This window comes from Duganella caerulea (assembly GCF_040362985.1).
Lineage (GTDB): Bacteria > Pseudomonadota > Gammaproteobacteria > Burkholderiales > Burkholderiaceae_D > Rugamonas > Rugamonas vulcania.
In genome coordinates this window covers 245,022-271,225 of record NZ_BPWJ01000008.1, presented here as the reverse complement: position 1 = coordinate 271,225, position 26,204 = coordinate 245,022, and the positions used below count along the sequence as shown (strand labels likewise).

General features: G+C 65.9%; 24 protein-coding genes. 19 read left to right on the top strand and 5 right to left on the bottom strand.

Annotated elements, in window-relative coordinates; all coding sequences use genetic code 11:
• Nucleotides 1-13: 13 nt before the first annotated feature.
• On the bottom strand, nt 14-1,516 hold the full coding sequence (locus ACUJB0_RS23615) for a metallophosphoesterase family protein (protein WP_444847356.1): 1,503 nt from the start codon (nt 1,514-1,516) through the stop codon (nt 14-16).
• 95 nt (nt 1,517-1,611) lie between these two features.
• Here ACUJB0_RS23615 and ACUJB0_RS23610 point away from each other — a divergent pair, with 95 nt between their 5' ends.
• Together ACUJB0_RS23610 and hrcA are read left to right on the top strand one after the other, a co-directional pair.
• The gene (locus ACUJB0_RS23610; protein ID WP_444847355.1) at nt 1,612-2,313 is read left to right on the top strand and encodes an HAD family hydrolase; all 702 of its coding nucleotides are present in this window, start codon (nt 1,612-1,614) and stop codon (nt 2,311-2,313) included.
• Between the two features lie 68 nt (nt 2,314-2,381).
• The gene (gene hrcA / locus ACUJB0_RS23605; RefSeq protein ID WP_444847447.1) at nt 2,382-3,398 is read left to right on the top strand and encodes a heat-inducible transcriptional repressor HrcA; all 1,017 of its coding nucleotides are present in this window, start codon (nt 2,382-2,384) and stop codon (nt 3,396-3,398) included.
• A gap of 26 nt (nt 3,399-3,424) precedes the next feature.
• On the opposite strand, the gene fur is transcribed toward hrcA, so the two are convergent.
• Nucleotides 3,425-3,853 carry a ferric iron uptake transcriptional regulator gene (gene fur, locus ACUJB0_RS23600; RefSeq protein ID WP_444847354.1) on the bottom strand — a complete coding sequence of 143 codons (429 nt, stop codon included), beginning with the start codon at nt 3,851-3,853 and terminating at the stop codon, nt 3,425-3,427.
• Nucleotides 3,854-4,120: 267 nt separating this feature from the next.
• On the opposite strand from fur, the gene ACUJB0_RS23595 reads away from it, so the two are divergent.
• From ACUJB0_RS23595 to ACUJB0_RS23575, 5 genes are read left to right on the top strand one after another with little or no spacing between them, the layout of a single operon-like run.
• Complete coding sequence (locus ACUJB0_RS23595) at nt 4,121-4,771, top strand: outer membrane protein assembly factor BamE (RefSeq protein ID WP_444847353.1); 651 nt, start codon at nt 4,121-4,123, stop codon at nt 4,769-4,771.
• Nucleotides 4,772-4,787: 16 nt separating this feature from the next.
• The gene (gene dapB / locus ACUJB0_RS23590; protein WP_444847352.1) at nt 4,788-5,594 is read left to right on the top strand and encodes a 4-hydroxy-tetrahydrodipicolinate reductase; all 807 of its coding nucleotides are present in this window, start codon (nt 4,788-4,790) and stop codon (nt 5,592-5,594) included.
• Nucleotides 5,594-6,271, top strand: coding sequence for a MotA/TolQ/ExbB proton channel family protein (locus ACUJB0_RS23585; RefSeq protein ID WP_444847351.1), 678 nt, complete (start codon nt 5,594-5,596; stop codon nt 6,269-6,271). Before dapB ends, ACUJB0_RS23585 begins: the two co-directional genes overlap by 1 nt.
• Nucleotides 6,272-6,280: 9 nt before the next feature.
• The gene (locus ACUJB0_RS23580; protein WP_444847350.1) at nt 6,281-6,706 is read left to right on the top strand and encodes an ExbD/TolR family protein; all 426 of its coding nucleotides are present in this window, start codon (nt 6,281-6,283) and stop codon (nt 6,704-6,706) included.
• Nucleotides 6,706-7,032, top strand: a complete 327-nt coding sequence (locus ACUJB0_RS23575; RefSeq protein WP_444847349.1) for a barstar family protein — start codon at nt 6,706-6,708, stop codon at nt 7,030-7,032. The genes ACUJB0_RS23580 and ACUJB0_RS23575 overlap by 1 nt, the downstream gene beginning before the upstream one ends.
• Here ACUJB0_RS23575 and map read toward each other — a convergent pair.
• The 3 genes from map to ACUJB0_RS23560 all read right to left on the bottom strand — a co-directional run bounded on the left by map (nt 7,019) and on the right by ACUJB0_RS23560 (nt 9,131).
• Nucleotides 7,019-7,852: a type I methionyl aminopeptidase gene (gene map / locus ACUJB0_RS23570; protein WP_444847348.1), complete on the bottom strand. Its 834-nt coding sequence runs from the start codon at nt 7,850-7,852 to the stop codon at nt 7,019-7,021. The two genes, ACUJB0_RS23575 and map, sit on opposite strands and share 14 nt — an antisense overlap.
• 46 nt (nt 7,853-7,898) lie before the next feature.
• On the bottom strand, nt 7,899-8,264 hold the full coding sequence (locus ACUJB0_RS23565) for a VOC family protein (protein ID WP_444847347.1): 366 nt from the start codon (nt 8,262-8,264) through the stop codon (nt 7,899-7,901).
• Nucleotides 8,265-8,336: 72 nt separating this feature from the next.
• The gene (locus tag ACUJB0_RS23560; protein WP_444847346.1) at nt 8,337-9,131 is read right to left on the bottom strand and encodes an AraC family transcriptional regulator; all 795 of its coding nucleotides are present in this window, start codon (nt 9,129-9,131) and stop codon (nt 8,337-8,339) included.
• 158 nt (nt 9,132-9,289) lie between these two features.
• Here ACUJB0_RS23560 and leuS point away from each other — a divergent pair, with 158 nt between their 5' ends.
• The 12 genes from leuS to ACUJB0_RS23500 all read left to right on the top strand — a co-directional run bounded on the left by leuS (nt 9,290) and on the right by ACUJB0_RS23500 (nt 26,183).
• Complete coding sequence (gene leuS, locus ACUJB0_RS23555; protein WP_444847345.1) at nt 9,290-11,917, top strand: leucine--tRNA ligase; 2,628 nt, start codon at nt 9,290-9,292, stop codon at nt 11,915-11,917.
• A 12-nt stretch (nt 11,918-11,929) separates the two neighbouring features.
• Complete coding sequence (locus tag ACUJB0_RS23550; protein ID WP_161086790.1) at nt 11,930-12,523, top strand: LPS-assembly lipoprotein LptE; 594 nt, start codon at nt 11,930-11,932, stop codon at nt 12,521-12,523.
• 9 nt (nt 12,524-12,532) lie between these two features.
• Nucleotides 12,533-13,552 carry a DNA polymerase III subunit delta gene (gene holA, locus ACUJB0_RS23545; protein WP_444847344.1) on the top strand — a complete coding sequence of 340 codons (1,020 nt, stop codon included), beginning with the start codon at nt 12,533-12,535 and terminating at the stop codon, nt 13,550-13,552.
• 11 nt (nt 13,553-13,563) lie between these two features.
• Nucleotides 13,564-14,835 carry a glutamate-5-semialdehyde dehydrogenase gene (locus ACUJB0_RS23540; protein ID WP_444847343.1) on the top strand — a complete coding sequence of 424 codons (1,272 nt, stop codon included), beginning with the start codon at nt 13,564-13,566 and terminating at the stop codon, nt 14,833-14,835.
• 8 nt (nt 14,836-14,843) lie between these two features.
• Entirely contained in the window at nt 14,844-15,260 is a 417-nt protein-coding gene (locus ACUJB0_RS23535) for a CopD family protein (protein ID WP_444847342.1), read from the top strand.
• 10 nt (nt 15,261-15,270) lie between these two features.
• Nucleotides 15,271-15,873 carry a 2-hydroxychromene-2-carboxylate isomerase gene (locus ACUJB0_RS23530; RefSeq protein ID WP_444847341.1) on the top strand — a complete coding sequence of 201 codons (603 nt, stop codon included), beginning with the start codon at nt 15,271-15,273 and terminating at the stop codon, nt 15,871-15,873.
• A 36-nt stretch (nt 15,874-15,909) separates the two neighbouring features.
• Complete coding sequence (locus tag ACUJB0_RS23525) at nt 15,910-17,112, top strand: THUMP domain-containing class I SAM-dependent RNA methyltransferase (protein WP_444847340.1); 1,203 nt, start codon at nt 15,910-15,912, stop codon at nt 17,110-17,112.
• A 50-nt stretch (nt 17,113-17,162) separates the two neighbouring features.
• Nucleotides 17,163-18,437 carry a multidrug effflux MFS transporter gene (locus tag ACUJB0_RS23520; RefSeq protein WP_444847339.1) on the top strand — a complete coding sequence of 425 codons (1,275 nt, stop codon included), beginning with the start codon at nt 17,163-17,165 and terminating at the stop codon, nt 18,435-18,437.
• 217 nt (nt 18,438-18,654) lie between these two features.
• Nucleotides 18,655-20,754 (top strand): HDOD domain-containing protein, encoded by a 2,100-nt coding sequence (locus ACUJB0_RS23515; protein WP_444847338.1) that lies wholly within the window; start codon nt 18,655-18,657, stop codon nt 20,752-20,754.
• Nucleotides 20,755-20,794: 40 nt separating this feature from the next.
• Nucleotides 20,795-23,029 carry a putative bifunctional diguanylate cyclase/phosphodiesterase gene (locus ACUJB0_RS23510; protein ID WP_444847337.1) on the top strand — a complete coding sequence of 745 codons (2,235 nt, stop codon included), beginning with the start codon at nt 20,795-20,797 and terminating at the stop codon, nt 23,027-23,029.
• Between the two features lie 7 nt (nt 23,030-23,036).
• Complete coding sequence (locus tag ACUJB0_RS23505; RefSeq protein ID WP_444847336.1) at nt 23,037-24,632, top strand: SEL1-like repeat protein; 1,596 nt, start codon at nt 23,037-23,039, stop codon at nt 24,630-24,632.
• Nucleotides 24,633-24,701: 69 nt separating this feature from the next.
• A complete protein-coding gene (locus tag ACUJB0_RS23500) occupies nt 24,702-26,183 on the top strand; it encodes a flagellin N-terminal helical domain-containing protein (RefSeq protein ID WP_444847335.1) in 1,482 nt (493 codons plus the stop codon).
• Nucleotides 26,184-26,204 lie beyond the last annotated feature (21 nt).

Below are 26,204 nucleotides of genomic sequence, written 5' to 3'. Positions count from 1 at the left end.
GCCGCCGCGGCGCTCAGCGCACCTGCGCCACCGCGCAGCGCGAGCGCTTGCCGTCGAGCTGGCAGCTGTTGCGCACCCGGCCCTGCAGGTCGTGCACCTGCACCAGCCAGCGGTCGGCGTCCTGGCGTTCCATGGTCATGAAGCCGAAGCCGTCGACCCAGGAACTGAACTGCTCGACCCGCGCGCCCGGCGCCGGCGTCACGCCGTCCGGCAGGCGCTCGGGCAGCGGCACGGTGTCCTCGGCGGTGCCGGAAAAGCCGGAGATGAACTGGCTCGGATGGCCGCTGGCGAAGCTGACCTGCTCCCACAGGTGCACGTGGCCGGACAGCATGGCCTGCACCGAGGCCGGCAGCAGGCCCGGATTGAGCGAGCCGAAGGTCTGCTGCAGGCCGGCGTCGCCCGTCAGCAGCCGCACCGAGCCGTCGGCGCGGCGATCGGCGCCCATGCCCAGCAGCGGATGGTGGGTGATGCCGATGTTGCGCGGCGCCCGCTGCGCCAGCGCGTCCAGCTGGCGGTACAGCGTGCGGTAGGCGTCGTAGCCTTGCTCGCCCGGCTTGAAGCCCTTCCAGGTGGTATTGGCGGTGTCGAGCACCAGCAGCTGGGTGTCCTGGCCGATCGGCACGGCGTAGGGCGCGCTGTAGTTGCCGAGCGCGTCGTCGGCGGCGTTGTTGCAGTCGCGCCCGGCGACCAGCGGGCGCGGATCCAGCAGGCGCCAGTAGCCCTGGCCGCCGCGCTGGCAGTTCTCGTGATTGCCGCGCGCCATGATCCACGGCGCCGCCCGCAGCAGCGCCGCGCCGGGCGCGAAGAAGTCGGCGTTCCAGGCGTCCCAGCCGTAGCCCCACGGACTGCCGGCGCAACCGGCGTCGCCGTCCGGGCAGGCGTTCTCGCGGTAGTGGTAGTCGCCGACGTGGACCACCAGCTCCGGACCCCACGCGGCGGCGGCGGCCGCGATGGCGGCGAACGGATAGTCGGCCGCGCGGTTGCAGGGCTGGTAGCTGTTGGAGTTTTTTTGCAGGCGGCAGCCGGTGTCGCCGATGACCACGATGCGGCGCGGCGCGGCCACCGGCCGCGGCAGTGCGCGGCCCAGCACGCTGGCTTGGGCGTGGCTACCGGCCGGCAGCGGCGCTTCGCAGGTCAGCAGCGGGAAGGCGGCCGGCTTGGAGTCGGCCGGCGCCGACGCCGTGGGGCGCAGCGGCAAGGTGGCGGCCGGCGCGCGCAGCGTCATCGGCAGCGGGCGGCCGTCGACCACGATGTCGGGACAGGCCGGGGCGTCGATCAGCACGCGCGCCACGGCGGCGCCGCCTTCGCCCAGCACCACGAAGGAGGTGAAGGCCGGCGGCTGGCCGACGGTGGCACAGCCGGCCAGCAGCGCGGAGGCCGCGAAGGCTCCGGCCGTCAGGGCTGCGGCCTTCCGGGCGGCTGCGGTCAGGGCGCCGGCCAGCGGCCGCGCCGGGCGGCGGCGGATTGTGGCAAGTGGAGCAACGGTGGCAAGGGCGGCAAGCTTAGTCAAGGGCACGGAATCTCCAGCGGGGCAATCCGGTAATTTACCACGCCCTCGCCGGGCGGCAATCGGTGCGACAATATCGCATCTTTCATTTTCGTTTGCCCGCCATGACGCCACGCCGCCCCCACGCCCTGCTGTTCGACCTGGACGACACCCTGTGGCCGATCGGCCCGGTGATCGCGGCGGCGGAAACCAGCTGGCACGCTTGGCTGGCCGAGCACGCGCCCGAGGTGACCCAGCGCTACTCCATCGAGGCGCTGCGCGCGCGCCGCATGGCCCTGCTGGAACAGCGGCCCGAGCTCGTGGTCGACCTGTACCGGCTGCGCCGGCTGGCGCTGGAGGAAGCCTTCGCCGAGGCCGGCGCCGACGCCGCCCACATCGAGGGCGCCATGCGCCACTTCCACGTGCAACGCAACGCCGTCACGCCGTTCGGCGACGTGCCGGCCGCGCTGGCGGAGCTGCAGGCCATGCTGCGCCTGGGCGTGATCACCAACGGCAACGCCGACCTTGAACTCATCGGCATGCACCACCATTTCGATACTGTGCTGGCCTCGTCGCGCTTCGGCCGCGCCAAGCCCGACCCGTCCATCTTCCTGGCCGCCTGCGAGGCGATGGGCGTGGCGCCGGCCGACGCGGTCTACGTCGGCGACGACCTGCGGCTGGACGTGCAGGGCGCGCAGGGCGCCGGCCTGCGGGCGGTGTGGATGAACCGCCGGGGAGCGCAGCACGAAGCGGGCATCGCGCCGGACGCCACCTGCGCCAGTTTTGATGAACTTCTGGCATGGGTTCGTGCGCAAATGCAGCATTGACGCCACGCCATGGCCCCCGTCCGGCGCGGAGCGTGCATAATAAGCAGAAATACCATCAGTGAATGAACATGCAACTCGATACACGCGCACAAACCTTGCTCAAGGCCCTCGTCGAACGCTACATCGCGGACGGCCAGCCGGTGGGCTCGCGCGCCCTGTCCAAGATCTCCGGACTGGACCTGTCGCCGGCCACCATCCGTAACATCATGGCGGACCTGGAGGAACTGGGCTACGTCGCCAGTCCCCACACCTCGGCCGGCCGGGTGCCGACGCCGCGCGGCTACCGTATCTTTGTCGACACGCTGCTCACCGTGCAGCAGCTCGACGAGCACGCGGTGGAGTCGCGCATGCGGCTGCAGGCGCCGCAGCCGCACAAGATGATTTCCAACGCGGCGCAGATGCTGTCGTCGCTGTCGCAGTTCGCCGGCGTGGTGCTCAGCCCGCGGCGCGAATCGGTGTTCCAGCAGATCGAGTTCCTGCGGCTGGGCGAGAAGCGCATCCTGCTGGTGATCGTCGGCCCGACTGGCGACGTGCAGAACCGGCTGCTGCTGACCGACGTCGACTACAGCCCCGCGCAGCTGGTGCAGTCGGCCAACTACATCAACCAGAACTACGGCGGCCTGGCCTTCGACGAGGTGCACCATCGGCTGCAGACCGAGGTGCGCCAGCTGCGTGACGACATGGGCCGGCTGATGCAGGCGGCGGTGGAGGCGGGCAGCGAGGCGATGGCCGACAGCTCGGACGACATGGTCATCTCGGGCGAGCGCAACCTGCTGTCGGTGAGCGATTTGTCGTCCAACATGACCTCGCTGCGGCAGATGTTCGACATGTTCGAGCAGAAGACCGGCCTGATGCAGCTGCTCGACGTGTCGAGCAAGGCCAGCGGCGTGCAGATCTACATTGGCGGCGAATCAAGCCTGGTGCCGATGGACGAGATGAGCGTGGTGACCGCGCCATACACGGCCAACGGCAAGATCGTCGGCACGCTGGGCGTGATCGGGCCGACGCGCATGGCGTATGAGCGGGTGATACCGATTGTGGATATCACGGCCAAGCTGCTGTCCAACGCGCTCAGCCACAATTAAGCCGGCCCCGTGTTGATCCCCGTGTCTTACGGGCGGTGCGGGCAGGCGGTCTTGGTGCAGTTGCCGTAGATGGCCAGCGCGTGCTCGGCGATCTTGAAGCCGCGCTCCTTGGCCACCACTTGCTGGCGCGTCTCGATTTCCTCATCGAAGAATTCCTCCACCCGGCCGCAATCCAGGCACACCAGATGGTCGTGGTGCGAGCCCTCGTTCAATTCGAAGATGGCCTTGCCGGTCTCGAAGTGATTGCGGTTCAGCAGGCCGGCCTGTTCGAACTGGGTCAGCACCCGGTACACGGTCGCCAGGCCCACGTCCATATTTTCGGCCAACAGGATCTTGTAGACATCCTCGGCGGTCAGGTGGCGCACTTCGCTGTTCTGGAAGATGTCCAGGATTTTGAGGCGTGGCAGCGTGGCTTTGAGGCCGCTGGCCTTCAGATCGGTGGGATTGTTACTCATGGTGGCGACTCTTAATGGTGGTTGGCGATAGCTAGGCGACAGTTTAACGCACTCCGGCCGCCACCGCACCCTGCGCGCCGCGCGGCGCCGCCGGCGTGAAATTTACATTTGCAATGTTTTACAATTAATCTTTATAAAACAAGGACATACTTGCCGTTTTGCTGGATAATGCGGTCTCCCGGAGTGCCCGCGCAGCCCCATGTCGCACCTTGTGCTTTATGATATAGCGTTTTTCGGCACTTCCGCTCGATCAGATTGAGGACAACCATGCGCGTCACCCAGGCTTTATCGCAGTCTTTGTTGCACCGTTTCACCCGCCGCGCCCCGCTGCTGGCCGGCGCCGTTTGCGTCGCGCTGGCCGCGGGCGGCTGCGCGTCCAACACCACGCTGGGCGAGAAATCGACCGAGGTGAAAGAAACCGGCACCACGCTCGACGCCAGCAAGGGCGCGCAGACCACCACCATCACCAAGCTGCAGAAGTTCATGTGGTTCTTCTCGCCGTACCGTCCGGACATCCAGCAGGGTAACTTCGTCTCCGAGGAGATGCTGTCGCAACTGAAGACCGGCATGACGCGCGAGCAGGTGCGCTTCATCTTCGGCACCGCGCTGCTGACCGACCCGTTCCACGCCGACCGCTGGGACTACGCGTTCCGCATGGCCAAGGGCAACGGCGAAATCACCACCAGCCGCGTGATCGTGTTCTTCGACAAGGACGGCAAGGTGGCGCGCTGGGAAGGCGGCAACCTGCCGACCGAAAAAGACTACATCGCCCGCATCGCCGGCCCGGCGCCCAAGGTCAAGAAGGACCTGAGCACGCCGGACGCGCGTCCGGTGTCGAACACCGCGCCGATCCCGGCCGGCGCCGACAACTCCGCCGCCTCGCCGATCGGCGTCACGGTGAGCAACGACAAGAAATAAGCACGAGGACAGACGCATGACAGACCTGAACATCGCCATCGCCGGCGCCGGCGGCCGCATGGGCCGCATCCTGATCGAAGCGGTGCTGGACGCGCCCGACGCCCGCCTGTCCGGCGCGCTGGACCGCGCGGGCTCGGCCAACATCGGCAGCGACGCCGCCGCCTTCCTCGGCAAGCCGGCCGGCGTGCTGGTGGAATCGGACCTGGCCAAGGGCCTGGCCGGCGCGCAGTTCCTGATCGACTTCACCCGCCCCGAGGGCACGCTGGATCATCTGGCGTATTGCGCCGAGCACGGCATCAAGATGGTCATCGGCACCACCGGCTTTGATGAAGCGGGCAAGGCGGCGATCGCCGAAGCGGCCAAGAAGACCGCCATCGTCATGTCGCCCAACTTCAGCGTCGGCGTCAACGTCACGCTCAAGCTGCTGCAGCAGGCCGCCAAGGCGCTGGCGGTCGGCTACGACATCGAAGTGATCGAAGCCCACCACCGCCACAAGGTCGACGCCCCGTCCGGCACCGCGCTGAAGATGGGCGAAGTGCTGGCCGACGCGCTGGGCCGCGACCTCAAGGATTGCGCGGTCTATGCGCGCGAAGGCGTGACCGGCGAGCGCGATCCGTCGTCGATCGGCTTCGCCACCATCCGTGGCGGCGACATCGTCGGCGACCACACCGTGCTGTTCGCCGGCACCGGCGAGCGCATCGAGATCAGCCACAAGTCCAGCAGCCGCGTGACCTACGCGCACGGCTCGCTGCGCGCCTGCCGCTTCCTGGCCGACAAGGCCACCGGCCTGTACGACATGAACGACGTGCTGGCGCTGAACTGATGACGCCCAACCACTTCACCCTGGCCGGCTACTGGGAACAGGGCGACACCATCAGCCACATCGTGGCGCTGGTGTTGCTGGCGATGTCGCTGGTGAGCTGGTTCTTCATTTTGTCCAAGGCCTACGCCGCGCTGCGCATCCGCCGCGGCGCGCCGGCCGTGCAAGCGTTCTGGGAGGCGCCGTCGATGCAGGACGGCGTGGCCGCGCTGACCCTGGCCGATCCCGAGCAGGTGTTCCTGCCGCTGGCGCAGCAAGGCGCGGCGCAGCTCAAGACCGGCGGCCGCGCGTCGCTGGGCGGCGAAATGGGCCATGCCGCGCAGGTCACCCGCGTGCTGCGGGTGGCGATCCAGAATTCCACCAACCGCCTCGAAGGCGGCCTGACGCTGCTGGCCTCGATCGGCGCCACCGCGCCCTTCGTCGGGCTGCTGGGCACGGTGTGGGGCATCTACCACGCGCTGGCCAATGTCTCGGCCAGCGGCACGGTGCAGATCGACAAAGTGGCCGGCCCGGTGGGCGAGGCGCTGATCATGACCGCCATCGGCCTGACGGTGGCCATCCCGGCGGTGCTGGCGTATAACGGCTTCAACCGCGTCAACCGGCTGACCCTGGCCGAGCTGGACGCCTTCGCGCACGACCTGCACGCCTACCTGACCACGGGCGAGCGTGCGGCCAAGTAAGGAGGACGCATGAGCTTTGGTGCATTCAACCACCACCGCAATCCGGGGCCGATGGCCGATATCAACGTCACGCCGATGGTGGATGTGATGCTGGTGCTGCTGGTGATCTTCATCCTCAGCGCGCCGATGTTCACCAACGCCGTCAAGCTGGAGCTGCCGAAGGCGCAGGCCCAGGCCAATTCGCAGCAGGCCGCCACGGTCACGCTGTCGATCGACGGCGCCGGCAAGATCTTCTGGAACAACGACCCGGTCGAGCTCAGCGTGCTGGAGGCGCGGCTGGTCGACGCGGCCAAGCTGGAGCCGCAGCCGGAGCTGCAGCTGCGCGCCGACAAGGACACCCGCTACGAAGTGGTGGCGCAGGTGATGGCCGCCGCGCAGTCGCATGGATTAACGAAACTGGGATTCGTCACGGACCCGAAGAAAGAGAAAAAATAATGGCAACCGCAGAACTGAACGGCGCGGCGATCACCGATTTCGCCAGCTTCCACGCCGCCTGCAAGGCCGCGCTGGGCTTCCCCGACACCTACGGCAACACCATGGACGCCTGGGTCGATTGCCTGAGCTACCTGCGCGACGAGGACGGCATGAGCAAGTTCCGCCTCAAGCCGAACGAGGTGCTGGACATCGTCATCACCAACGCCGAGGCCATGAAGGCCACCGTGCCCGACATCCTGGAAGAAGTGAGCTACTGCGTGGCCGGCATCAACGAGCGCTACGAAGACTACGGCGAGAAGCCGGCCCTGAAGCTTACGCTGCGCTGACCACGCCGGCCGGCACCGAGTTCGGGATCTGCGACTTGGCGCCGGTCTCGCCCGGGGCCAAGGTCAGCACCTCGAAGCCGGTCTCGGTCACCAGCACCATGTGCTCCCACTGCGCCGACAGCGATTTGTCGCGCGTCTCGACGGTCCAGCCGTCATTCAATTCCTTGGTCGCCGCCTTGCCGGCATTGATCATCGGCTCGATCGTGAACAACATGCCCGCCTTGAGCACCACGCCCTGGCCCGGACGGCCATAGTGCGCCACCTGCGGCTCGTCATGGTAGACCATGCCGATGCCGTGGCCGCAGTAATCGAGCACTACGCTGTAGCCGGCCTTCTCGGCCACGGTCTGGATCGCGAAGCCGACGTCGCCCAGCGTCGCGCGCGGCTTGACCGCGCGGATGCCGGCCCACATCGCCGCATAGGTGGTCTCGACCAGCTTGCGGGTGGCCTTGGACGGCTCGCCCACGTAGTACATGCGGCTGGTGTCGCCGTGCCAGCCATCCTTGATGACGGCGACGTCGAGGTTGATGATGTCGCCATCCTTGAGGATGTGGTCGTCCTTCGGAATGCCGTGGCACACCACATGGTTGACCGAGCTGCACACGGTGGCCGGGAAGCCGCCATAGCCCACGTTTGCGGGAATCGCCTGCTGCACGTTGACGATGTAGTCGTTGCACAGCTTGTCGAGGTAGCCCGTGCTGACGCCGGCCTTGACGTGAGGCGTGATCATGGTCAGCACGTCGGCCGCCAGCTGGGCGGCGACGCGCGCCTGGACGATTTGTTCGGGCGACTTGATCAGATTGGCGTTACGGCGGGACATGGTGCGACCTCTTTCATTTTCGGAGGCGCGTATACTGCCACATCCGCTAGCGTACCGCTGCCAAATCGAAATGAGGGTTGTCGATCAGACAAAGCAGATTGCCGAACGGGTCGGCCAATTCCACCGTCTTGATGTTCTCGCCCACGTCCTGGATCGCCCCGTGCACGGTGGCGCCCAGCGCGACGATGCGGTCCACTTCGGCGGCGATGTCGTCCACGCCCCAGTAGACCATGCTGCCGGCCTGCGCCGGCTTGCCGTCCGGGATCAGGCCCAGCTCGAAGCCGCCGACGTTGAAGCCGACGTAGAACGGCTGGTCGAAGTAGGGCGCCGTATCGAACACCTTGCTGTACCACGCCTTGGCGGCCGCCAGGTCGGCGACCGGATAGGCCACGGTGCGTAATCCCTTGATCATGCTAGTCTCCACTGAGATGTTGAAAACGCCATCTTGGCACATCGGCAGCGGGCGCGATTGTAAAAATGGAAGCTAGGCGCCCAGCAGGAAGCGCTCCGGCGCGCTGCCGGCGAACTCCTGGAAATCGTGGATCAGGTGCGACTGGTCGAAATAGCCGCAATCGAGCGCCAGTTGTGCCCAGTCCGCCCCCGGCGAGGCCTTGAGCGCGGCGGCGGCCCGCCGAAAGCGGCAGATACGCGCATACAGCTTGGGCGACAGCCCGACCCGCGCACGGAACAACGCCGCCAGGTGCTGGCGCGACACGGCCAACTGGTCCGCCAGCTGCTCGATGCGCAGCGCGCCGTCGCTGGCCTCCAGCGCAGCCAAAGCGCGCTGGATCAAGCGACCGCCCGCGTCGCCAGGCGTGCCGGCGCCGCGTGCGGCCGGCCCGCGCCCCGTGGCCGCGTCGCCTGAAGCGCGCAGCCGGTACAGCAATTGATGCTCGATGACAGCGATGCGCTCGCGGTCGGACAGCTCGCAGGTCCACAGCGCATCGGCCAGCCGTTCCGCATCGCCGCGCCCCCAGAGCTGGTCGATATCCGCCCGCTGATCGGTCAGCGCATGCAGCGGCGCGGCCAGGAAGGCGCCCGCCGCGCCCGGCTTGAAGCGCACCGCCACCGTCCGCAGCGGCCCATCGCTGGCGACCAGGATGGCGCTGCTCATCATGCCGACCGCAAAGCCAGGCTGTCCGCCATCCTGCCAAAGAATATCGACACAATTATCCGGCAACACCCGGTGCGTATGCGCACCGCCGGGCGCGCGGGCGGCCCACATGCACTCGACGTGCGCGGCCAGCGCCGGATGGGGAGGATATTCGCGATAGTACATCCGCGCAGTATACCTTTGCGCCCAACCAACTTTGGGGTCAAGTCTGACATTCGGACACGAGCTCTTCCTCAGTACGGCCGGGGCCGTGTCCGAATGTCAGACTTGACCCCCTGGGTTATAATGTCCGGTTCATATACACTTATTGGCCGCACACCATCATGCAAGATAAATATAGTCCCGCTGACGTAGAAAAAGCCGCTCAATCGCACTGGAAAGCCATCGACGCCTACAAGGCCGTCGAACACGACCCGCGTTTCCCGAAAGGGAAGTATTACGCCTGTTCGATGCTGCCTTATCCGTCGGGCAAGCTGCACATGGGCCACGTCCGCAACTATACGATCAACGATGTGATGTACCGCTACCTGCGCATGAACGGCTACAACGTGCTCATGCCGATGGGCTGGGATGCGTTCGGCATGCCGGCGGAAAACGCGGCGATGGCCAACAACGTGCCGCCCGCTCAATGGACCTACTCCAACATCGCCCACATGCGCGAGCAGATGGAGTCGATGGGCCTGGCGATCGACTGGTCGCGCGAAATGACCGCGTGCAAGCCGGAATACTATAAGTGGAACCAGTGGATGTTCCTGAAGATGCTGGAAAAAGGCATCATCTACAAGAAGACCGGTACCGTGAACTGGGATCCGATCGACCAGACCGTGCTGGCCAACGAGCAGGTGGTCGATGGCCGCGGCTGGCGTTCCGGCGCGCTGATCGAAAAGCGCGAGATCCCGATGTACTACGCCCGCATCACCGATTACGCCGATGAGCTGCTGGCCTATGTCGACGACAAGCTGCCAGGCTGGCCTGAGCGCGTGCGCACCATGCAGACCAACTGGATCGGCAAGTCGACCGGCGTGCGCTTCGCCTTCCCGCACCAGATCAAGGGCGCCGACGGCCAGCTGATCCAGGACGGCAAGATGTACGTCTTCACCACCCGTCCGGACACCGTGATGGGCGTGACCTTCTGCGCCGTGGCGGCCGAGCATCCGCTGGCGATCCACGCCGCGCAGACCAATCCCGAACTGGCGGCCTTCAACGCCGAGTGCAAGCTGGGCTCCGTGATCGAAGCCGACATGGCGACGATGGAGAAGAAGGGCATGCCGACCGGCCTGTTCGTCACCCATCCGCTGACCGGCGAGCAGGTCGAGGTCTGGGTCGGCAACTACGTGCTGATCACCTACGGCGACGGCGCCGTCATGGGCGTGCCCGCGCACGACGAGCGCGATTTCGCCTTCGCTAAAAAATACAACCTGCCGATCAAGCAGGTCATCAAGGCCGAGGGCAAGGAGTTCTCCACCGACGCCTGGCAGGAATGGTACGGCGACAAGGACGTCTCCATCGTCACCAACTCCGGCAAGTACGACGGCCTGCGCTACGCGGAAGCCGTGGACGCGGTGGCCGCCGACATGGCAGCCAAGGGCCTGGGCGAGAAGAAGATCACCTTCCGCCTGCGCGACTGGGGCATCTCGCGCCAGCGCTACTGGGGCACGCCGATCCCGATGATCCACTGCGGCGATTGCGGCGTGGTGCCGGTGCCGGAAAAAGACCTGCCGGTGGTGCTGCCGGAAGACTGTGTACCCGATGGTACCGGCAATCCGCTGAACAAATACGAAGCCTTCCTCAAGTGCGACTGCCCGCAGTGCGGCAAGCCTGCGCGCCGCGAGACCGATACGATGGACACCTTCGTCGATTCGTCGTGGTACTACATGCGCTATACCTCGCCGGGTTCGGACAAGATGGTCGACGAGCGCAATGACTACTGGATGCCGATGGACCAGTACATCGGCGGCATCGAACACGCCGTCATGCACCTGCTGTACGCGCGCTTCTGGACCAAGATCATGCGCGACTTCGGCCTGGTCAAGTTCGACGAGCCGTTCGTCAACCTGCTCACGCAGGGCATGGTGCTCAACGAGACCTACTACCGCGAAGACGCCGCCGGCAAGAAGACCTGGTTCAATCCGGCCGACGTCGACCTGACCTTGGACGACAAGGGCCGCCCGCAAGGCGCGGTCTCGAAGACCGACGGCCAGCCGGTCAACATCGGCGGCACCGAGAAGATGTCGAAGTCGAAGAACAACGGCATCGACCCGCAAGCGCAGATCGAACAATACGGCGCCGACACCGCGCGCCTGTTCACGATGTTCGCCTCGCCGCCGGAACAGACGCTGGAATGGTCGGGCAGCGGCGTGGAAGGCGCCAACCGCTTCCTGCGCCGCGTGTGGGGCTTCGGCTACGCGCAGCGCGACGCCATCGCCGCCATCGGCGCGCCGCTGACCGCGACCGCCACCACCGACGCCGGCAAGACCCTGCGTCGCGAACTGCATAAAGTGCTGCAGCAGGCTGACTACGACATCAAGCGCATCCAGTACAACACCGTGGTATCGGCCTGCATGAAGATGCTGAACACGCTGGAATCGGCCAAGGACGCGGATGCCGCGTCGCTGTCCGAAGGCTATTCGATCTTCCTGCGCCTGCTGAACCCAGTCGCCCCGCACATCACCCACGTGCTGTGGGAAGAACTGGGCTACGCCAAGGCGCACGGCGACATCCTCAACGTGCAGTGGCCGCAGGTCGATCCGGCGGCGCTGGAGCAGTCCGAGATCGAGATGATGATCCAGGTGAACGGCAAGCTGCGTGGCAGCGTGGTCGTGGCCAAGACCGCCGACAAGGCGAGCATCGAAGCTGCGGCGCTGGCCAACGAGGCGGTGCAGAAGTTCATCGAAGGCACGCCGAAGAAGGTCATCGTGGTGCCGGGCAAATTGATCAACATCGTGGTTTAACTGGATTCAAACATGCTGACTACTTCCGAGTTGTTCCGGCGCGGCCGGCTGGCCGCCGCGGTGCTGGCCGTGGCGCTGACCGTGTCGGCCTGCGGCTTCCATCTGCGCGGCGACGGCGGCCACTACACGCTGCCGTTCCCGACGATGTATGTCGGACTGCCGGAAGCGTCGCCATTGGCCATCGATTTGAAGCGCAACATCCGCGCCAACGGCGGCACCACCGTCGTCAACGCGGCCAAGGATGCGGATGGCGTGATCGAGGTGCTGTCCGACCCCGAGAAGACCCGCACCAAAACCATTTTGACGCTGAACCGCAATGGCCGCGTGAGCCAGTACCTGCTGTCGTATAACATCGTGTTCCGCGTCCTGGATAAACAGGGCAAGGAGCTGCTGGGCCGCACGCAGATCCTGCTGACCCGCCCCATCGACTTCAACGAGACCCAGTTGCTGGCGAAGGAGCAGGAAGAAGCGCTGCTGTACAAGGATATGCAGACGGACCTGGTGCAGCAGATGATGCGCCGTATCGCGGCCATCAAGCCGCAGCAGGTGTCGCTGCCGCCGCCGGCGTTGCCGACGCCGTCCGTGCCCGCCGTGCCTATCCAGTAAGGGCGCGCGATGCAATTGCGGTTAGAAGCGCTGGACGGTCATTTGACGAAATCGTTGTCCCAGCTGTACGTGATCACCAGCGACGAGCATCTGCTGGCGCTGGAGGCCGCGGACAAGATCCGCAAGGCGGCGCGCGCGCAAGGCTATTCCGAGCGCGACGTGCTGACCGTGGAGCGCAGCTTCAAGTGGGGCGAGCTGCTGGCGTCCAACCAGGCGCTGTCGCTGTTCGGTGACAAGAAGCTGATCGAGCTGCGCATCCCGACCGGCAAGCCGGGCAAGGACGGCGGCGCGGCGCTGCAGAATTATGTGAAGGATTTAAGCCCGGACAATCTGACCCTGATAACCCTGCCCAAGCTGGATTGGCAGACGCAGAAGGCGGCGTGGGTCGCCAGCCTGCAGCAGGCGGCGGTGTATATCGACATCGCGCAGATTGAACGGGCGCAGTTACCCAATTGGATAGGCCAGCGCCTTGCCGCACAAGGGCAAAGCGCGGATAGACAGAGCATCGATTTCATCGCCGATCGCGTTGAAGGCAATCTGCTTGCGGCCCATCAGGAGATACAGAAGTTGGCCTTGCTGCACGAGCCGGGCAAGCTGACCTACGAGCAGGTGCACGAAGCGGTGCTGAACGTGGCGCGTTACGACGTGTTCAAGCTCAGTGAAGCGATGCTGTCGGGCGATCCGGCGCGTCTGGTGCGCATGCTGGAAGGCTTGAAGGGCGAGGGAGAGGCGCTGCCGCTGGTGCTGTGGGCCGTGTCGGAGGAGATCCGCACGCTGCTCAAGCTGAAGGCGGGCATGGCGCAGGGCCGTCCTCTGGGTGCGCTGCTCAAGGAGTATCGCATCTGGGGACCGAAGGAACGCATGATGGAGCCGGCGCTGCGCCGCATCTCGCTGCCGGTACTGGAAGCGGCGATGAAGGACGCGGCGCAGGTCGACAAGATGATCAAGGGCTTGCGCGCCAAAGCGCACGCCGGCGACGCGTGGGACGCGATGCTGCAACTGGGACTGAAAGTCGCACGCGGCGGATAGGAAAGCTACCGATGGATATCAAGCACTACATGGAACAACTGGGCCAGCAGGCGCGCAAGGCATCGCGCGCCATGGCCCGCGCCGACAGCGCGACCCGCAACCGCGCGCTGACGCTGATCGCCGACGCGATCGAGCGCGACGCCGCCCAACTGCGCGCCGCCAATCAGCTGGACATGGACGCGGCGGCCGCCAACGGCCTGGCCCCGGCCATGCTGGACCGCCTGGCGCTGTCCGACAAGGCCATCGCGACGATGGTGGAAGGCCTGCGCCAGATCGTCGCGCTGCCCGATCCGATCGGCGAAATCTCGGGCCTGAAGTTCCGCCCGACCGGCATCCAGGTCGGCCAGATGCGCGTGCCGCTGGGCGTGATCGGCATCATCTACGAATCGCGCCCGAACGTGACGGTGGACGCGGCGGGCCTGTGCATCAAGAGCGGCAACGCCACCATCCTGCGCGGCGGCTCGGAAGCGATCCACTGCAACCGCGCGCTGGCCAAATTGGTCAAGGAAGGTCTGCTGGGCGCCGGCCTGCCGGAGGACGGCGTGCAGGTGGTCGACACCACCGACCGCGCGGCCGTGGGCGCGCTGATCACCATGCCGCAGTACGTGGACGTGATCGTGCCGCGCGGCGGCAAGAGCCTGATCGCGCGCCTGATTGAAGAGGCGACGGTGCCGATGATTAAGCACCTGGACGGCATCTGCCACGTCTACATCGACGCCAAGGCCGACATGAAGAAGTCGCTGGACATCGCGTTCAACGCCAAGTGCCACCGCTACGGCACCTGCAACACCATGGAGACGCTGCTGGTCGCGCGCGCCATCGCGCCCGCCGTGCTGCCGGAACTGGCCAAGCTGTACGCGACCAAGCAGGTCGAGCTGCGCGCCGATCCCGAGGCGATGGCGATCCTGTCCGCCGCGGGCTATCCGCACCTGGTGGCCGCCGTCGAGGAAGACTGGTCGACCGAATACCTGGCCGCGATCCTGTCGGTGAAAATCGTCGACGGCATCGACGAGGCGATGGAGCACATCAACCATTACTCGTCCAAGCACACCGAGGCGATCGTCACGGAAGACCACACGGCCGCGATGCGCTTCCTGCGCGAAGTCGATTCGGCGTCGGTGATGATCAACGCCTCGACGCGCTTCGCCGACGGTTTCGAATACGGCCTGGGCGCGGAGATCGGCATCTCCAACGACAAGCTGCACGCGCGCGGCCCGGTGGGGCTGGAAGGTTTGACTTCGCTGAAGTACGTCGTGTTCGGTCACGGCGAAATCCGTCAATAAGGAGACGTATGCTCTGGATTAAAGCGCTGCACATTTTCTTCGTGATCTCCTGGATGGCCGGTGTGTTTTACCTGCCGCGCATCTTCGTCAACCTGGCGATGGAGACCGACAAGGCCTCGACCGCGCGCCTGCTGCTCATGGCGCGCAAGCTGTATCGTTTTTCGATGTGGTTGTCGGTGTTCGCGGTGGTGTTCGGCGCTATCCTGGTGTGGATGCAGTACGGCGCGCAGATGCCGCACTGGCTGCACGCCAAGCTGTTCTTCGTGGTGCTGGTGATCGGTTATCACCACGCCTGTGGCCCCATCCTCAAGAAGTTCGAGAAGGGCGTCAACACGCGCAGCCACAAGTGGTTCCGCGTGTTCAATGAGCTGCCGGTGTTTATGCTGCTGGCGATAGTGCTGCTGGTTGTGGTCAAACCATTCTGATCGGAGTGTCATGAGTAAAGTCTGCCAGTATTTTTTCGCCGCCCATTCGCCGTGGACGTACCTGGGCCATGAGCGTTTTGTCGCCATGGCGCGCCAGCACGGCGTGCAAATCGATATGCGCCCGGTCGACCTGGGCAAGGTGTTCGGCGTGTCCGGCGGCCTGCCGCTGGCCAAGCGCGCGCCGCAGCGCCAGGCCTACCGCCTGCTCGAGCTGACGCGCTGGTCGGAGTTCCTCGGCATTCCGATGAACGTGCAGCCGAAGTTTTTCCCGGTGTCGCCGGAGCTGGCCAACCGCATGCTGATCGCCGCGCGCCTGACGCATGGCGTGGACGTGGCGATGTCGCTGTCGGCGGCGGTGATGCGCGGCCTGTGGGCCGAAGAAAAGAATATCGGCGACGAGGACACGCTGGTGCAGATCGCCGGCAGCCTTGGCCTCGATGGCAAGGCCTTGATCAAGTCGTCGGAAACGGCCAGCGTGCAGGCCGAGTACGACCGCAATACGGAAGACGCGACGGCGGCCAGCGTGTTCGGCTCGCCGTGGTATGTGTTGGATGGAGAGAGTTTCTGGGGCCAGGACCGCCTGGACTTCCTGGAACGGGCAATGCAGAAGTAAGCAGTTTTAGTTTTTTAACGGACAAAAGGTACACCTATGGCATCCTATTTTTGCCCATGCCCTCGCGGCATGGAAGCGGCGCTGGCCGAAGAACTGGGCGAGATCGCCCAACTGAGCACCACCATGAAGGTGCACAACCAGGTCCCGGGCGGGGTGCACTGCTCCGGCGACCTGCTTGATTCCTACCGCATCAACCTGCACTCGCGCATCGCGTCGCGCGTGCTGATGCGCATGGCCGTCACCGGCTACCAGAACGAGAACGACATCTACGACCTGGTGCTGGCGCAGCCGTGGGAAGACTGGTTCACCTACGACCACACCATCCGCGTCGACGTCACCGCCGTGAAGTCCCCGCTGAAAAGCCTGGAGTTCACCACGCTGAAAATCAAGGACGCGATCTGCGACCGCTTCCGCGACCAGTTCGACAAGCGTCCCTCGGTCAACACCAAGGAACCGGACATGCGCATCGTCGGCTTCCTCGACGCGCGCCAGTTCATCATCTACCTCGACACCTCCGGCGAGGCGCTGTTCAAGCGCGGCTGGCGCGAAGAGACGGGCGACGCGCCGCTGCGCGAGAACCTGGCCGCCGGCCTGCTGCGCGTGGCGGGCTGGAAGCCGGGCATGCCGCTGTTCGACCCGATGTGCGGCTCCGGCACCATCCTGTGCGAAGCGGCGCAGATGGTGCAGGGCATTCCGCCCGGCGCGCGCCGCCGCTTTGCCTTCGAAGCCTTCAACGACTTCGATCCGGCGCCGTGGAACGAGATGAAGAATTCGATCAAGGCCAATCCGCTGCCGGCATCGCCGACCATCTTCGGCTCCGACATCTCGGGCGACATGGTGGCGATGACGCGCCATAACCTGAAGTGCGCCGGCATCATGTTCGACGTGCCGCTCAAGCAGATCGAGGCGCAGGAAGTGAAGGCGCCGACCGAGCAGCCGGGCATCCTGCTGACCAATCCTCCGTACGGCGAGCGTATCGGCGTGCGCGGCGACAGCACGCTGCCGGAGGACGAACTGGCGACCAGCTTCTACTCGGCGCTGTCGACCACCCTCAAGCAGCGCTTCGCCGGCTGGACGGTGTTCCTGTTCACGGCGGACCTGGGCCTGCCCAAGCTGCTGCGCCTGAAGGAATCGCGCAAGACGCCGTTCTTCAACGGCGCGCTGGAATGCCGTTTGTTCCGCTTCGATATGGTGGCCGGTTTCAACCGCCGCGAAGCGGCCAAGCCGAAGGAAGTCTAAGCAGTACGCGCCGCGCTTTCCGGCGCGGCGCCCCAGCCGGAAAGCACCGCATGTTCACCACACCTCCCGTCAATCTTCCCCCCGATCCCGTCGCGGAGGCGCCCGAGCCGCCGCACATGAAAGTCCTCGGCGCCGGCGCGCTGGCCGCCGTGCTGGCGGCGCTGTCGATGCTGGGGCCTTTCTCCATCGACGCCTACCTGCCGGCCTTCCCCAACATCCAGGCCACGCTGAACGCGACCCCGATTGAGGTCCAGCAAAGCCTGACGTTCTACATGCTGTCCTTCGCCGCCATGGTGCTGTGGCACGGCGCGCTGTCGGACGCCTTCGGCCGCCGCAACGTGATCCTGGTGTCGCTGGCGATGTTCGCGGTCGGCACGCTGGGCTGCGCCGCCGCGCACACCGTGCATTACCTGTGGGTGTTCCGCATCCTGCAGGGCGTGTCGTCCGGCGCCGGGGTGGTGGTGGGGCGCGCCATCATCCGCGACCTGTACGAGGACGCCGCCGCCGCGCGCCTGCTGTCGATGGTGACGATGATCTTCTCGATCGCGCCGGCCATCGCGCCCATCCTGGGCGGCTGGGTGGTCACGCTGTTCGACTGGCGGGCGATCTTCCTGGCGCTGCTGGCCTACAGCGTGCTGCTGTTCATCTACTGCTACCGCAAGCTGCCGGAGACGCTGCCAAAGGAAAAGCGCCATCCCTTCAATCCGCGCTTCCTGCTGCGGAACTACACCGAGATCCTGCGCTCGCCGCTGTTCCACCTCAAGTCCGGCGTGGTGGCGCTCAATTTCGCCGGCCTGTTTTTGTACATCTCGTCGGCGCCGGTGTTCCTGCCGCAGCACCTGGGGCTGGGTGCCTCGCAGTTCGGCTGGCTGTTCATTCCGTCGGTGAGCGGGATTTTCCTCGGCGCGCTGGCCGCCAACCGGATCGCCGGCAAGATGGCATTTTCGCGACAGATCGGCATCGGATTTTGTTTCCTGGTGACCGCGTCGGCATTTAACGTTTGCTACCACCTGCTGCAGCCGCCCGCTCTGCCATGGTCGGTGGCGCCGATCTTCTTCTACACCTTCGGCATGTCGGTGGTGGCGCCGGCCGCCACCTTGCTGGCATTGGACCTGTTCCCGCACATCCGCGGCACGGTGGCGTCCTGCCAATCTTTCGCCACCACCCTGCTCGGCGCGGTGGTGGCGGGGGTGGTCGCGCCCTTCCTATCACACTCCGCGCTCTGGTTAGCCGCGGGACAGATGGCATTTAGTGCCTCTGCTCTCGTTTTGTGGTTGACGTCGCGCTATTACCGGCGCATGCTTCTACGCCATCCGGGTCGGTAATTATTTACGGCAGGAAATTGACTTAGTTTAGAAAGAAATCTTACTTGCTGTTAAGTTACTACGAGACTTTATGTTAGTATAACTTTTCGGCAGCAATTATTGCTCCTGATTATTGCCCCCGATTCTTGCACAACGACCGGCCCAAACAACGCTTGATACGATGCATCAACCTGACCATGATATTCGCAATCGCCTGCTGATTGCCCGTCTGCCGGCAATGCCGCAGATACTCATTAAGTTGATTGAGCACTTGCAGGCCGACGACGCCGGCATGCCGGAGCTGGCCGCGCTCATCGCCAAGGATGCGGCGATGACCAGCAAGATCCTCACCGTCGCCAACAGCTCGGCCTATCACCGCAACGCGCGCGTGGTCGGCCTGGAGCAGTCGCTGGTGTCGCTGGGCACCGACATGATCAAGACGCTGGTCATCAGCGAATCCGTGTTCCAGACCTTTAACAGCTTCCCGCATTCGAGCAGCACCGACTTGCGCGGTTTCTGGAAAGGTTCCCTGACCACCGCCGTCATCGCCCGCGACATCGCCAAGCGGATGGAATACCCGCAGGTCGAGGAAGCCTACCTCGCCGGCCTGCTGCACAACGTCGGCCGCCTGGCGCTGCTGGCCACCGCGCCCAAGGAATATGCCTTCAACTTCATGGCGCGCGACGACGAGGACCTGTGCGCGGTCGAGCAGCGCACGCTGCAGATCACCCACTCGGAGGCGGGCGCCTGGCTGATCGAACGCTGGCACCTCGACTCCTTCCTGGCCGACAGCGTGCTGTATCACCACGAACCGATTTCGCGCCTGGAGTCGGCCCATCCCTTGATCCGCATGGTGCGCCTGGCGCACCTGCTGTGCTTCCACGAGGACCAGCAGCAGGCCATCGAGGAAGCGGGCCACCTGTGCAGCCTCGATGCCGAGGCGCTGGAGCAGGTGGTCAACAACGCCGCGCGGCAGGTGGAGAAGTCGGCCGCCTACCTGGGCATCGACCTGGCCGGCGCCGACGACGTGCCGCCGCCGTCCGCCTACGCGCCGCCGCCGGTCGATCCGGTGCAGCAGCGGCTGTCCGAGGAAGTGCGCAACATGGTGCTGGTGTCCGAGATGGGCCAGACCTTCGCGCGCCAGCAGGGCGAGTCCGGCCTGCTGGAGGCGATGACGCGCTCGGCGCGCATCCTGTTCGATTTTGAAAACGCCGTGGTGCTGCTGGAGAATCCGACCGGCCACGCGCTGCACGGCGCCGCCGCCGGCGACCAGCAGCAACGGCTGGCCGAACTGGTCATCCCGCTCAACAAGGGCGGCGTGGTGGCCGATGCGGCGCTGGAGCGCAGGCTGGCCTTCGTCAGCCGCGACGGCAATCCGCAGCAGGCCCTGAGCGTGGCCGAGGAACAGCTGTTCCGCCTCCTCGGCAGCGAGGCCATGGTGTGCGTGCCGCTGGTGGCCAACCAGCGCTGCCTGGGCGTGTTGATCGGCGGCGCGCCGGCGTGGCAGATGGCCGGCTTCCAGAAGCGCGAGCGCTTCCTGCAATCGTTCGGCACCCAGGCCGCCGCCGCGCTGGAAACGGCGATCAGCGAGCGCGGTCACGCCAAGCGCCAGATCGCCCACGTGGCGGAGGAATACCGCGAAGCCTCGCGCCGCGTGGTGCACGAGGTGAACAACCCGCTGTCGATCATCAAGAATTACCTGTCGGTCCTGGACGGCAAGCTGGCCAAGCGCGAGCCGGTGGTGGGCGAGATGTCCATCCTGAACGAGGAGATCGACCGCGTTGGACAATTGATCAACGGCCTGGCCGACCTGCAGCCGACCGAGACCTCGCGCGTGACCGACGTCGCCCGCGTGGTGGACGACGTGCTGCGCCTGTTCCGCGCCACCGACTTCGTGCCGGCCTCGGTGCAGATCGTGGTGCGCATGCAGGAGGAGCCGGCCGAAATCGACGGCGACGCCGACCTGCTCAAGCAGATCCTGGTCAACCTGATTAAAAACGCCGTGGAGGCACTGGCCGACGGCGGCAAGATCGAAATCTCGAATCGCGGTCACGTCAACCGCGAACGCAAGCTTTACCTGGAACTGGTGGTCAGCGACACCGGCCCTGGTCTGTCGGCCGAGGTGCTGGCCAATCTGTTCTCCGCAGTGCGCAGCACCAAGGAAGGCGCGCACCATGGCCTGGGCCTGTCCATCGTCCACAGCCTGGTGAAAAAAATGCAGGGACTGATCACCTGCCGTTCCGGTAAAACGGGTACCACCTTTGAAATCCTGCTGCCCGCGCGTGGCAGCACCAGTCAAGTCGCCGGCGTGCAAACGCGGGTGATGGATTCCGTTTAAGGCCATGATGAACCTGAACCCAGCCAGCCTAACCGCTGCTATGGACGACCACGCCCCCGTCGCCCTTCCCGACAACTGCCCGCGCATCCTGCTCGTAGACGACGAGCCGCGCCTGCTGTCATCCCTGTACGAACTGCTGCGCGACCGCGACTACCACCTGGTCACCGCGACCTGCGGCAGCGAAGCCCTGGCGCAGCTGACCCGGTTGAAGTTCGACCTGATCCTGCTCGACCTGCGCCTGCCCGACATGAGCGGCCACGAGATCATGGACTTCATCAACGCCAAGGAGATCGACGGCGACGTCATCGTCATGAGCGGCGATGTCGGCATCGAGGCGGCCATCGGCGCCCTGAAGCGCGGCGCCTACGATTACCTGCGCAAGCCATACAGCCGCGAGGAGCTGCTCAAGACGGTGGAGAACGCGCTGCAGAAGCGCCGCCTGGCCATCGACAACGAGCGCATCGCCTCCAAGCTGGAAAACTCCGAGAAGATGTACCGCTACCTGGTGGACAGCTCGCCGGACATCATCTACACCCTGAACCACGAGGGCAAGTTCACCTTCGTGAACGACCGCGTGCAGCAGCTGCTGGGCTTTACCCGCGAAGAGCTGATCGGCCGCCACTACTCGGTGCTGGTGCACGACGAGGACCAGGAGCGCGCGCGCTACGCCTTCAACGAGCGCCGCGTCGACGAACGCGCCTCGCGCAACGTCGAGCTGCGCCTGAAGTGCAACACCGGCAGCGGCATCGAGCGCACCTTCAACAACACGCTGATGACGATTTCGCTCAACGCGATCGGCATGCACATCCCCGACCACGAGGTGAAGAAGCACGAGTTCTTCGGCACCTACGGCGTGGCGCGCGACATCACCGACCGCAAACGCGCCGAGGAGGTGATCTCCTACCAGGCCTACCACGACATCCTGACCGACCTGCCGAACCGCATGCTGTTCAAGGACCGCCTGGGACTGGCCGTGATCCAGGCCAAGCGCAAGCTGACCGAGTTGGCGGTGATGTTCATCGACCTCGATCGCTTCAAGCTGGTCAACGACACGCTGGGCCACGTCAAGGGCGACGAGCTGCTGCAGCAGGTGGCGACGCGCCTCAAGGACTGCCTGCGCCGCGGCGACACGCTGGCGCGCCAGGGCGGCGACGAATTCACCATCGTGCTGCCGGAGCTGCGCGACCGCCAGGACGCCAAGTCCATCGCCGACAAATTCCTGGAAAGCCTGCATAAGCCGTTCGACCTCGATGGCCATGAGGTGCACATCTCGGCCTCGATCGGCATCGCGATTTATCCCGGCGACGGCGAGACCATCGACGAGCTGCTGCGCCACGCGGACATCGCCATGTACCAGGTCAAGGCGCTGGGCAAGAATGGCCACAGCTTCTATCACAACTCGATGCTGGACGTGTCGCACCAGAAGATCGCGCTGGAGCAGAGCCTGCGCAAGGCGCTGGAGCTGAACGAGCTGGAAATGTACTACCAGCCGCAGGTCGACGTGGCCACCGGCCGCATCATCGGCGCCGAGGGCCTGATGCGCTGGAACCATCCGCAGCGCGGGCTGCTGTCGGCCGGCGAGTTCCTGCCGTTCGCCGAAGAGAATGGCCTGATGCTGCCGATCTCCGACTGGATGCTGGGCGCGCTGTGCCGCGACCTGCTGCAGTGGAACGCGGCCGGCGGCGAATCGATCCGCCTGTCGCTGAACCTGTCGCCGCAATACCTGGACCGCGGCGACTTCTTCGAGAAGATGCGCGGCGCGCTGACACGCTACGGCATTTCGCCGGCGCAGATCGAGGTCGAGATCACCGAGAACATCTGCATCCGCAATCCGCAGTACGCGATCGAGCAGCTGAACAAATTGTGCCAGCTGGGCGTGTCGGTGGCGATCGACGATTTCGGCACCGGCTATTCGTCGCTGTCGTACCTGCACCGCTTCCCGATCCACACGATCAAGATCGACCAGTCCTTCGTCAAGGAGATCCACGACGAGAACGGCCACTACCCGGTGATCCTGGCGATCATCTCCATCGCGCGCGGCCTTGGCCTGCACCTGGTGGCGGAGGGCGTGGAGACCGAAGTGCAGGCGCGCTACCTGCAGGCCAACGGCTGCACCACGATGCAGGGCTACCTGTACCACCGCCCGATTTCGCTGACCAGCTTCATGGACGTGCTGCAGGAGCAGGGCCGCCTGACCGCCATGCCTTCGGCGCATGCGCTGCACGCCGTCACCCACGTAGACACCCAACCGGCGATGATCGCGATCCAAGCTTGAACAGAGTATGACGAAATACAGTCCCAACGAAGCCGGCGCAGAGAACGGCAGCAAGTACACAGCCGAGTTCTTACGCGTCAAGGGATTGGCCGAACGTGGCGTCGCCAATGCCCAGCACAGCCTGGGCTTCATGTACTTCAACGGCCAGGGCGTGGCGCAGAGTTACGAGCTGGCCGTGGTGTGGTATCGCCAGGCCGCGCAGTCCGGCCTCGAACACGCGCAGTACAACCTGGGCGTGATGTACCAGAAGGGCCAGGGCGTCGAGCAGAATTACCAGGAGGCGGCCGCGTGGTACCAGCTGGCCGCGGAGCAGGGCTACGCCGCAGCGCAGTACAACCTTGGCTGGCTGTACGCCAAGGGCCAGGGCATCGACGCCGACACGCAGAAGGCCATGTACTGGTTCAGCAAGGCGGCCGACCAGGGCGACGCCGGCGCGCAAAACAATCTCGGCATGATGTACGACACCGGCAAGGGCGTGCCGCAGGATTTCAAGCAGGCCATCGCGTGGTACCGCAAGGCGGCGGAGCAGGGCTATCCGCGCGCGCAGTTCAACCTCGGCCTGCGCTACGACAACGGCCAGGGCGTGCCGCAGGACGTGGGCCAGGCGATGTCCTGGTACCGCAAGGCGGCCGACCAGGGCTACGCGCCGGCGCAGTTCAACCTGGCGCTGCGCTTCGACAAGGGCGACGGCATCGCGCAGGACAGCCAGAAGGCCATCCTGTGGTATCGCCGCGCGGCGGAGCAGGACCACGCCAGCTCGCAGTTCAACCTGGGCCTGATCTACGATAACGGTCAGGGCGTGCCGCGCGACGAGCAGAAGGCGATGGACTGGTACCGCAAGGCGGCCGAGCAGGGCCACGCGGCGGCGCAGAACAACCTGGGCCTGCGCTACGATCATGGCCAGGGCGTGCCGCAGGATCACGAGCAGGCGCAGTTCTGGTACCGCAAGGCGGCCGAGCAGGGCTTCCCCGGCGCGCAATACCATCTGGGCATGCTGTACGACGCCGGCCACGGCGTGGTGCAGGACCACCAGGAGGCGATCTTCTGGTACCGCAAGGCGGCCGACCAGGGCCACCTGCGCGCGCAGTTCGACCTGGGCCTGCGCTACGAAACGGGACGCGGCGTGCCGCACGACGACCGCAAGGCCATGGCCTGGTATCGCCGCGCCGCCGAGCAGGATTACGCGGCGGCCCAGTACAACCTGGGCCTGTTGTTCGACAAGGACGACGGCCCGCAGCCCGATTGCGCGCAGGCCAACGCCTGGTACGCCAAGGCGGCCGAGCAGGGCCACGCGCTGGCGCAGTTCGCGCTCGGCCTGCGCTACGATAACGGCCAGGGCCTGGCGCAGGATTACGCGCAGGCGCACCACTGGTACCTGAAGGCCGCCGGCCAGGGCCACGCGCGCGCGCAGTTCAATCTTGGCTTGATGTTCATGGTCGGCCAGGGCGTGCGCGCCGATATCGCGCAGGCCTGGACCTGGCTGGCGATGGCCGAGCGTAACGGCTACGCCGCCGCCGGCCGCTATCTGAAAAACGCCGCCGCGCGCATGGACAGCGCCCAGCTGGCGCAGGCCCGCGAGCGCCTGGAGCTGTTGCCGGGCTGAGGTCTTTTGCCGCCCGGCGGCTCAAGTACCGCCGATTATTGCCGTAAGTTAACCGACATCCGTCACTCCGTGGCGGCACCGGAAGCCATCGGCATGCAGATCAACACCAACCTCTCCGCACTGAACGTCCAGCGCAGCTATGCGCAGGCGGGCGAGGACATGGCTGTGCGTCTGCAAAAGCTCTCCAGCGGCCAGCGCATCAACTCGGCGCGCGACGACGCGGCCGGCCTGGCCATCAGCGAGCGCATGACTTCGGGCATCAACGGCTTGAACAAGGCCAGGCAAAACATCAACGATGGCATTTCGCTACTGCAGGTGGCGGATGGCGCGGCCAGCCAGCTGCTCGATAATTTCCAGCGCATGCGCGAGCTGGCGGTGCAGGCCGCCAACGACACCAACAGCCAGACCGACCGCGCGGCCATCCAGGGCGAGGTGACGGCGCTGGCGGCGTCCAACGTGGACATCGTGGCCGGCGCCCGCTACAACAATCTCGGCCTGCTGGACGGGTCGTTCTCGCAGCAGTTGCAGGTCGGCTCCGGGGCGGGGCAGACGCTGGCGCTGGTGATCCCGGCCGCGCTGGTGCCGGCCGGCTACAGCAAGCAGCTGGTCAACGTCGCGCCGCAGCAGTCCAGCGCGGTGGGCACGGCGGTGCTGGGGCCGATCGCTTATGGCGACCTGGTCATCAATAATGCGGCGGTGGGCGCGTCGTCGGCCGGCGCGCAGCCGGGGCAGAACGCGGGCAGCGCCTTCGCGGTGGCGGCTGCCATCAACGCGGCCAATGTGCGCAACGTGACGGCCAGCGCCGCCACCACCTTGTCGGGCGATGTCGGCGCCAGCGGCGCGCTGGCGGGCGGCAGCTTTTCCGTCAACGGCGTGAGCATCGGCGCCATCGCCGGCGCCACCGCCGCGGTCCGCGCGGCCAACGCCGCCGGCGCGATCTCCGCCGTCTCCGGCGCCAGCGGCGTGACCGCCAGCGCCGCCGGCGGCACGCTGACGCTGAGCGCGGCGGACGGCCGCGATATCGTCATCACCGAATCCACCGCCGGCAGCGTGGCGTCGCTGGGGCTGGCATTGGGGAGCAACAAGGGTACGGTCACCGTGACCGAGGCCGCGCGGCCGGGCGCGCATTCGATGAGCATCGGCGGCGCCAACCCGGCCAAGGCGGGCCTGAGCGCGGGCAAGCAGGCGTCGGTGATTGTCGGGCCGCCGCAGCTGGTGCTGCAGGATGTCTACAGCGGCGGCGAGCCGGTGCAGGACTTGTCCAACTTCAGCGGCGCCAGCGCGGCGCTGGACTACTTCGACGGCAAGATCGACGAAGTGACCGCCATCCGCGCCATGTTGGGCGCGACCAGCAACCGGCTGTCGGCGGTGGCCAGCAACGCCGAGATCGGCGCCAACAACCTGTCGGCGGCGCGCTCGCGCATCCGCGACACCGACTACGCCAGCGAGACCGCGCAGCTGACCCGCGCCAGCATCCTGCGCGAGGCCGGCGCGTCGATGCTGGCGCAGGCCAACGCCCAGCCGCGTAATGCGCTGATGCTGCTGCGTTAGTGGGCCGCTGCCTGTCGCTAT

What these genes read in the sequence shown, in the direction of transcription:
- fur (WP_444847354.1), bottom strand. Translation starts at nt 3,853, where the DNA reads ATGAGTAACAATCCCACCGATCTGAAGGCCAGCGGCCTCAAAGCCACG.
- holA (WP_444847344.1), top strand. Translation starts at nt 12,533, where the DNA reads ATGCAATTGCGGTTAGAAGCGCTGGACGGTCATTTGACGAAATCGTTG.
- ACUJB0_RS23535 (WP_444847342.1), top strand. Translation starts at nt 14,844, where the DNA reads ATGCTCTGGATTAAAGCGCTGCACATTTTCTTCGTGATCTCCTGGATG.
- dapB (WP_444847352.1), top strand. Translation starts at nt 4,788, where the DNA reads ATGACAGACCTGAACATCGCCATCGCCGGCGCCGGCGGCCGCATGGGC.
- ACUJB0_RS23540 (WP_444847343.1), top strand. Translation starts at nt 13,564, where the DNA reads ATGGATATCAAGCACTACATGGAACAACTGGGCCAGCAGGCGCGCAAG.
- ACUJB0_RS23515 (WP_444847338.1), top strand. Translation starts at nt 18,655, where the DNA reads ATGCCGCAGATACTCATTAAGTTGATTGAGCACTTGCAGGCCGACGAC.
- map (WP_444847348.1), bottom strand. Translation starts at nt 7,852, where the DNA reads ATGTCCCGCCGTAACGCCAATCTGATCAAGTCGCCCGAACAAATCGTC.
- ACUJB0_RS23575 (WP_444847349.1), top strand. Translation starts at nt 6,706, where the DNA reads ATGGCAACCGCAGAACTGAACGGCGCGGCGATCACCGATTTCGCCAGC.
- ACUJB0_RS23505 (WP_444847336.1), top strand. Translation starts at nt 23,037, where the DNA reads ATGACGAAATACAGTCCCAACGAAGCCGGCGCAGAGAACGGCAGCAAG.
- ACUJB0_RS23510 (WP_444847337.1), top strand. Translation starts at nt 20,795, where the DNA reads ATGGACGACCACGCCCCCGTCGCCCTTCCCGACAACTGCCCGCGCATC.
- ACUJB0_RS23525 (WP_444847340.1), top strand. Translation starts at nt 15,910, where the DNA reads ATGGCATCCTATTTTTGCCCATGCCCTCGCGGCATGGAAGCGGCGCTG.
- ACUJB0_RS23520 (WP_444847339.1), top strand. Translation starts at nt 17,163, where the DNA reads ATGTTCACCACACCTCCCGTCAATCTTCCCCCCGATCCCGTCGCGGAG.
- ACUJB0_RS23610 (WP_444847355.1), top strand. Translation starts at nt 1,612, where the DNA reads ATGACGCCACGCCGCCCCCACGCCCTGCTGTTCGACCTGGACGACACC.
- ACUJB0_RS23565 (WP_444847347.1), bottom strand. Translation starts at nt 8,264, where the DNA reads ATGATCAAGGGATTACGCACCGTGGCCTATCCGGTCGCCGACCTGGCG.
- ACUJB0_RS23530 (WP_444847341.1), top strand. Translation starts at nt 15,271, where the DNA reads ATGAGTAAAGTCTGCCAGTATTTTTTCGCCGCCCATTCGCCGTGGACG.
- ACUJB0_RS23585 (WP_444847351.1), top strand. Translation starts at nt 5,594, where the DNA reads ATGACGCCCAACCACTTCACCCTGGCCGGCTACTGGGAACAGGGCGAC.
- leuS (WP_444847345.1), top strand. Translation starts at nt 9,290, where the DNA reads ATGCAAGATAAATATAGTCCCGCTGACGTAGAAAAAGCCGCTCAATCG.
- hrcA (WP_444847447.1), top strand. Translation starts at nt 2,382, where the DNA reads ATGCAACTCGATACACGCGCACAAACCTTGCTCAAGGCCCTCGTCGAA.
- ACUJB0_RS23580 (WP_444847350.1), top strand. Translation starts at nt 6,281, where the DNA reads ATGAGCTTTGGTGCATTCAACCACCACCGCAATCCGGGGCCGATGGCC.
- ACUJB0_RS23560 (WP_444847346.1), bottom strand. Translation starts at nt 9,131, where the DNA reads ATGTACTATCGCGAATATCCTCCCCATCCGGCGCTGGCCGCGCACGTC.
- ACUJB0_RS23595 (WP_444847353.1), top strand. Translation starts at nt 4,121, where the DNA reads ATGCGCGTCACCCAGGCTTTATCGCAGTCTTTGTTGCACCGTTTCACC.
- ACUJB0_RS23550 (WP_161086790.1), top strand. Translation starts at nt 11,930, where the DNA reads ATGCTGACTACTTCCGAGTTGTTCCGGCGCGGCCGGCTGGCCGCCGCG.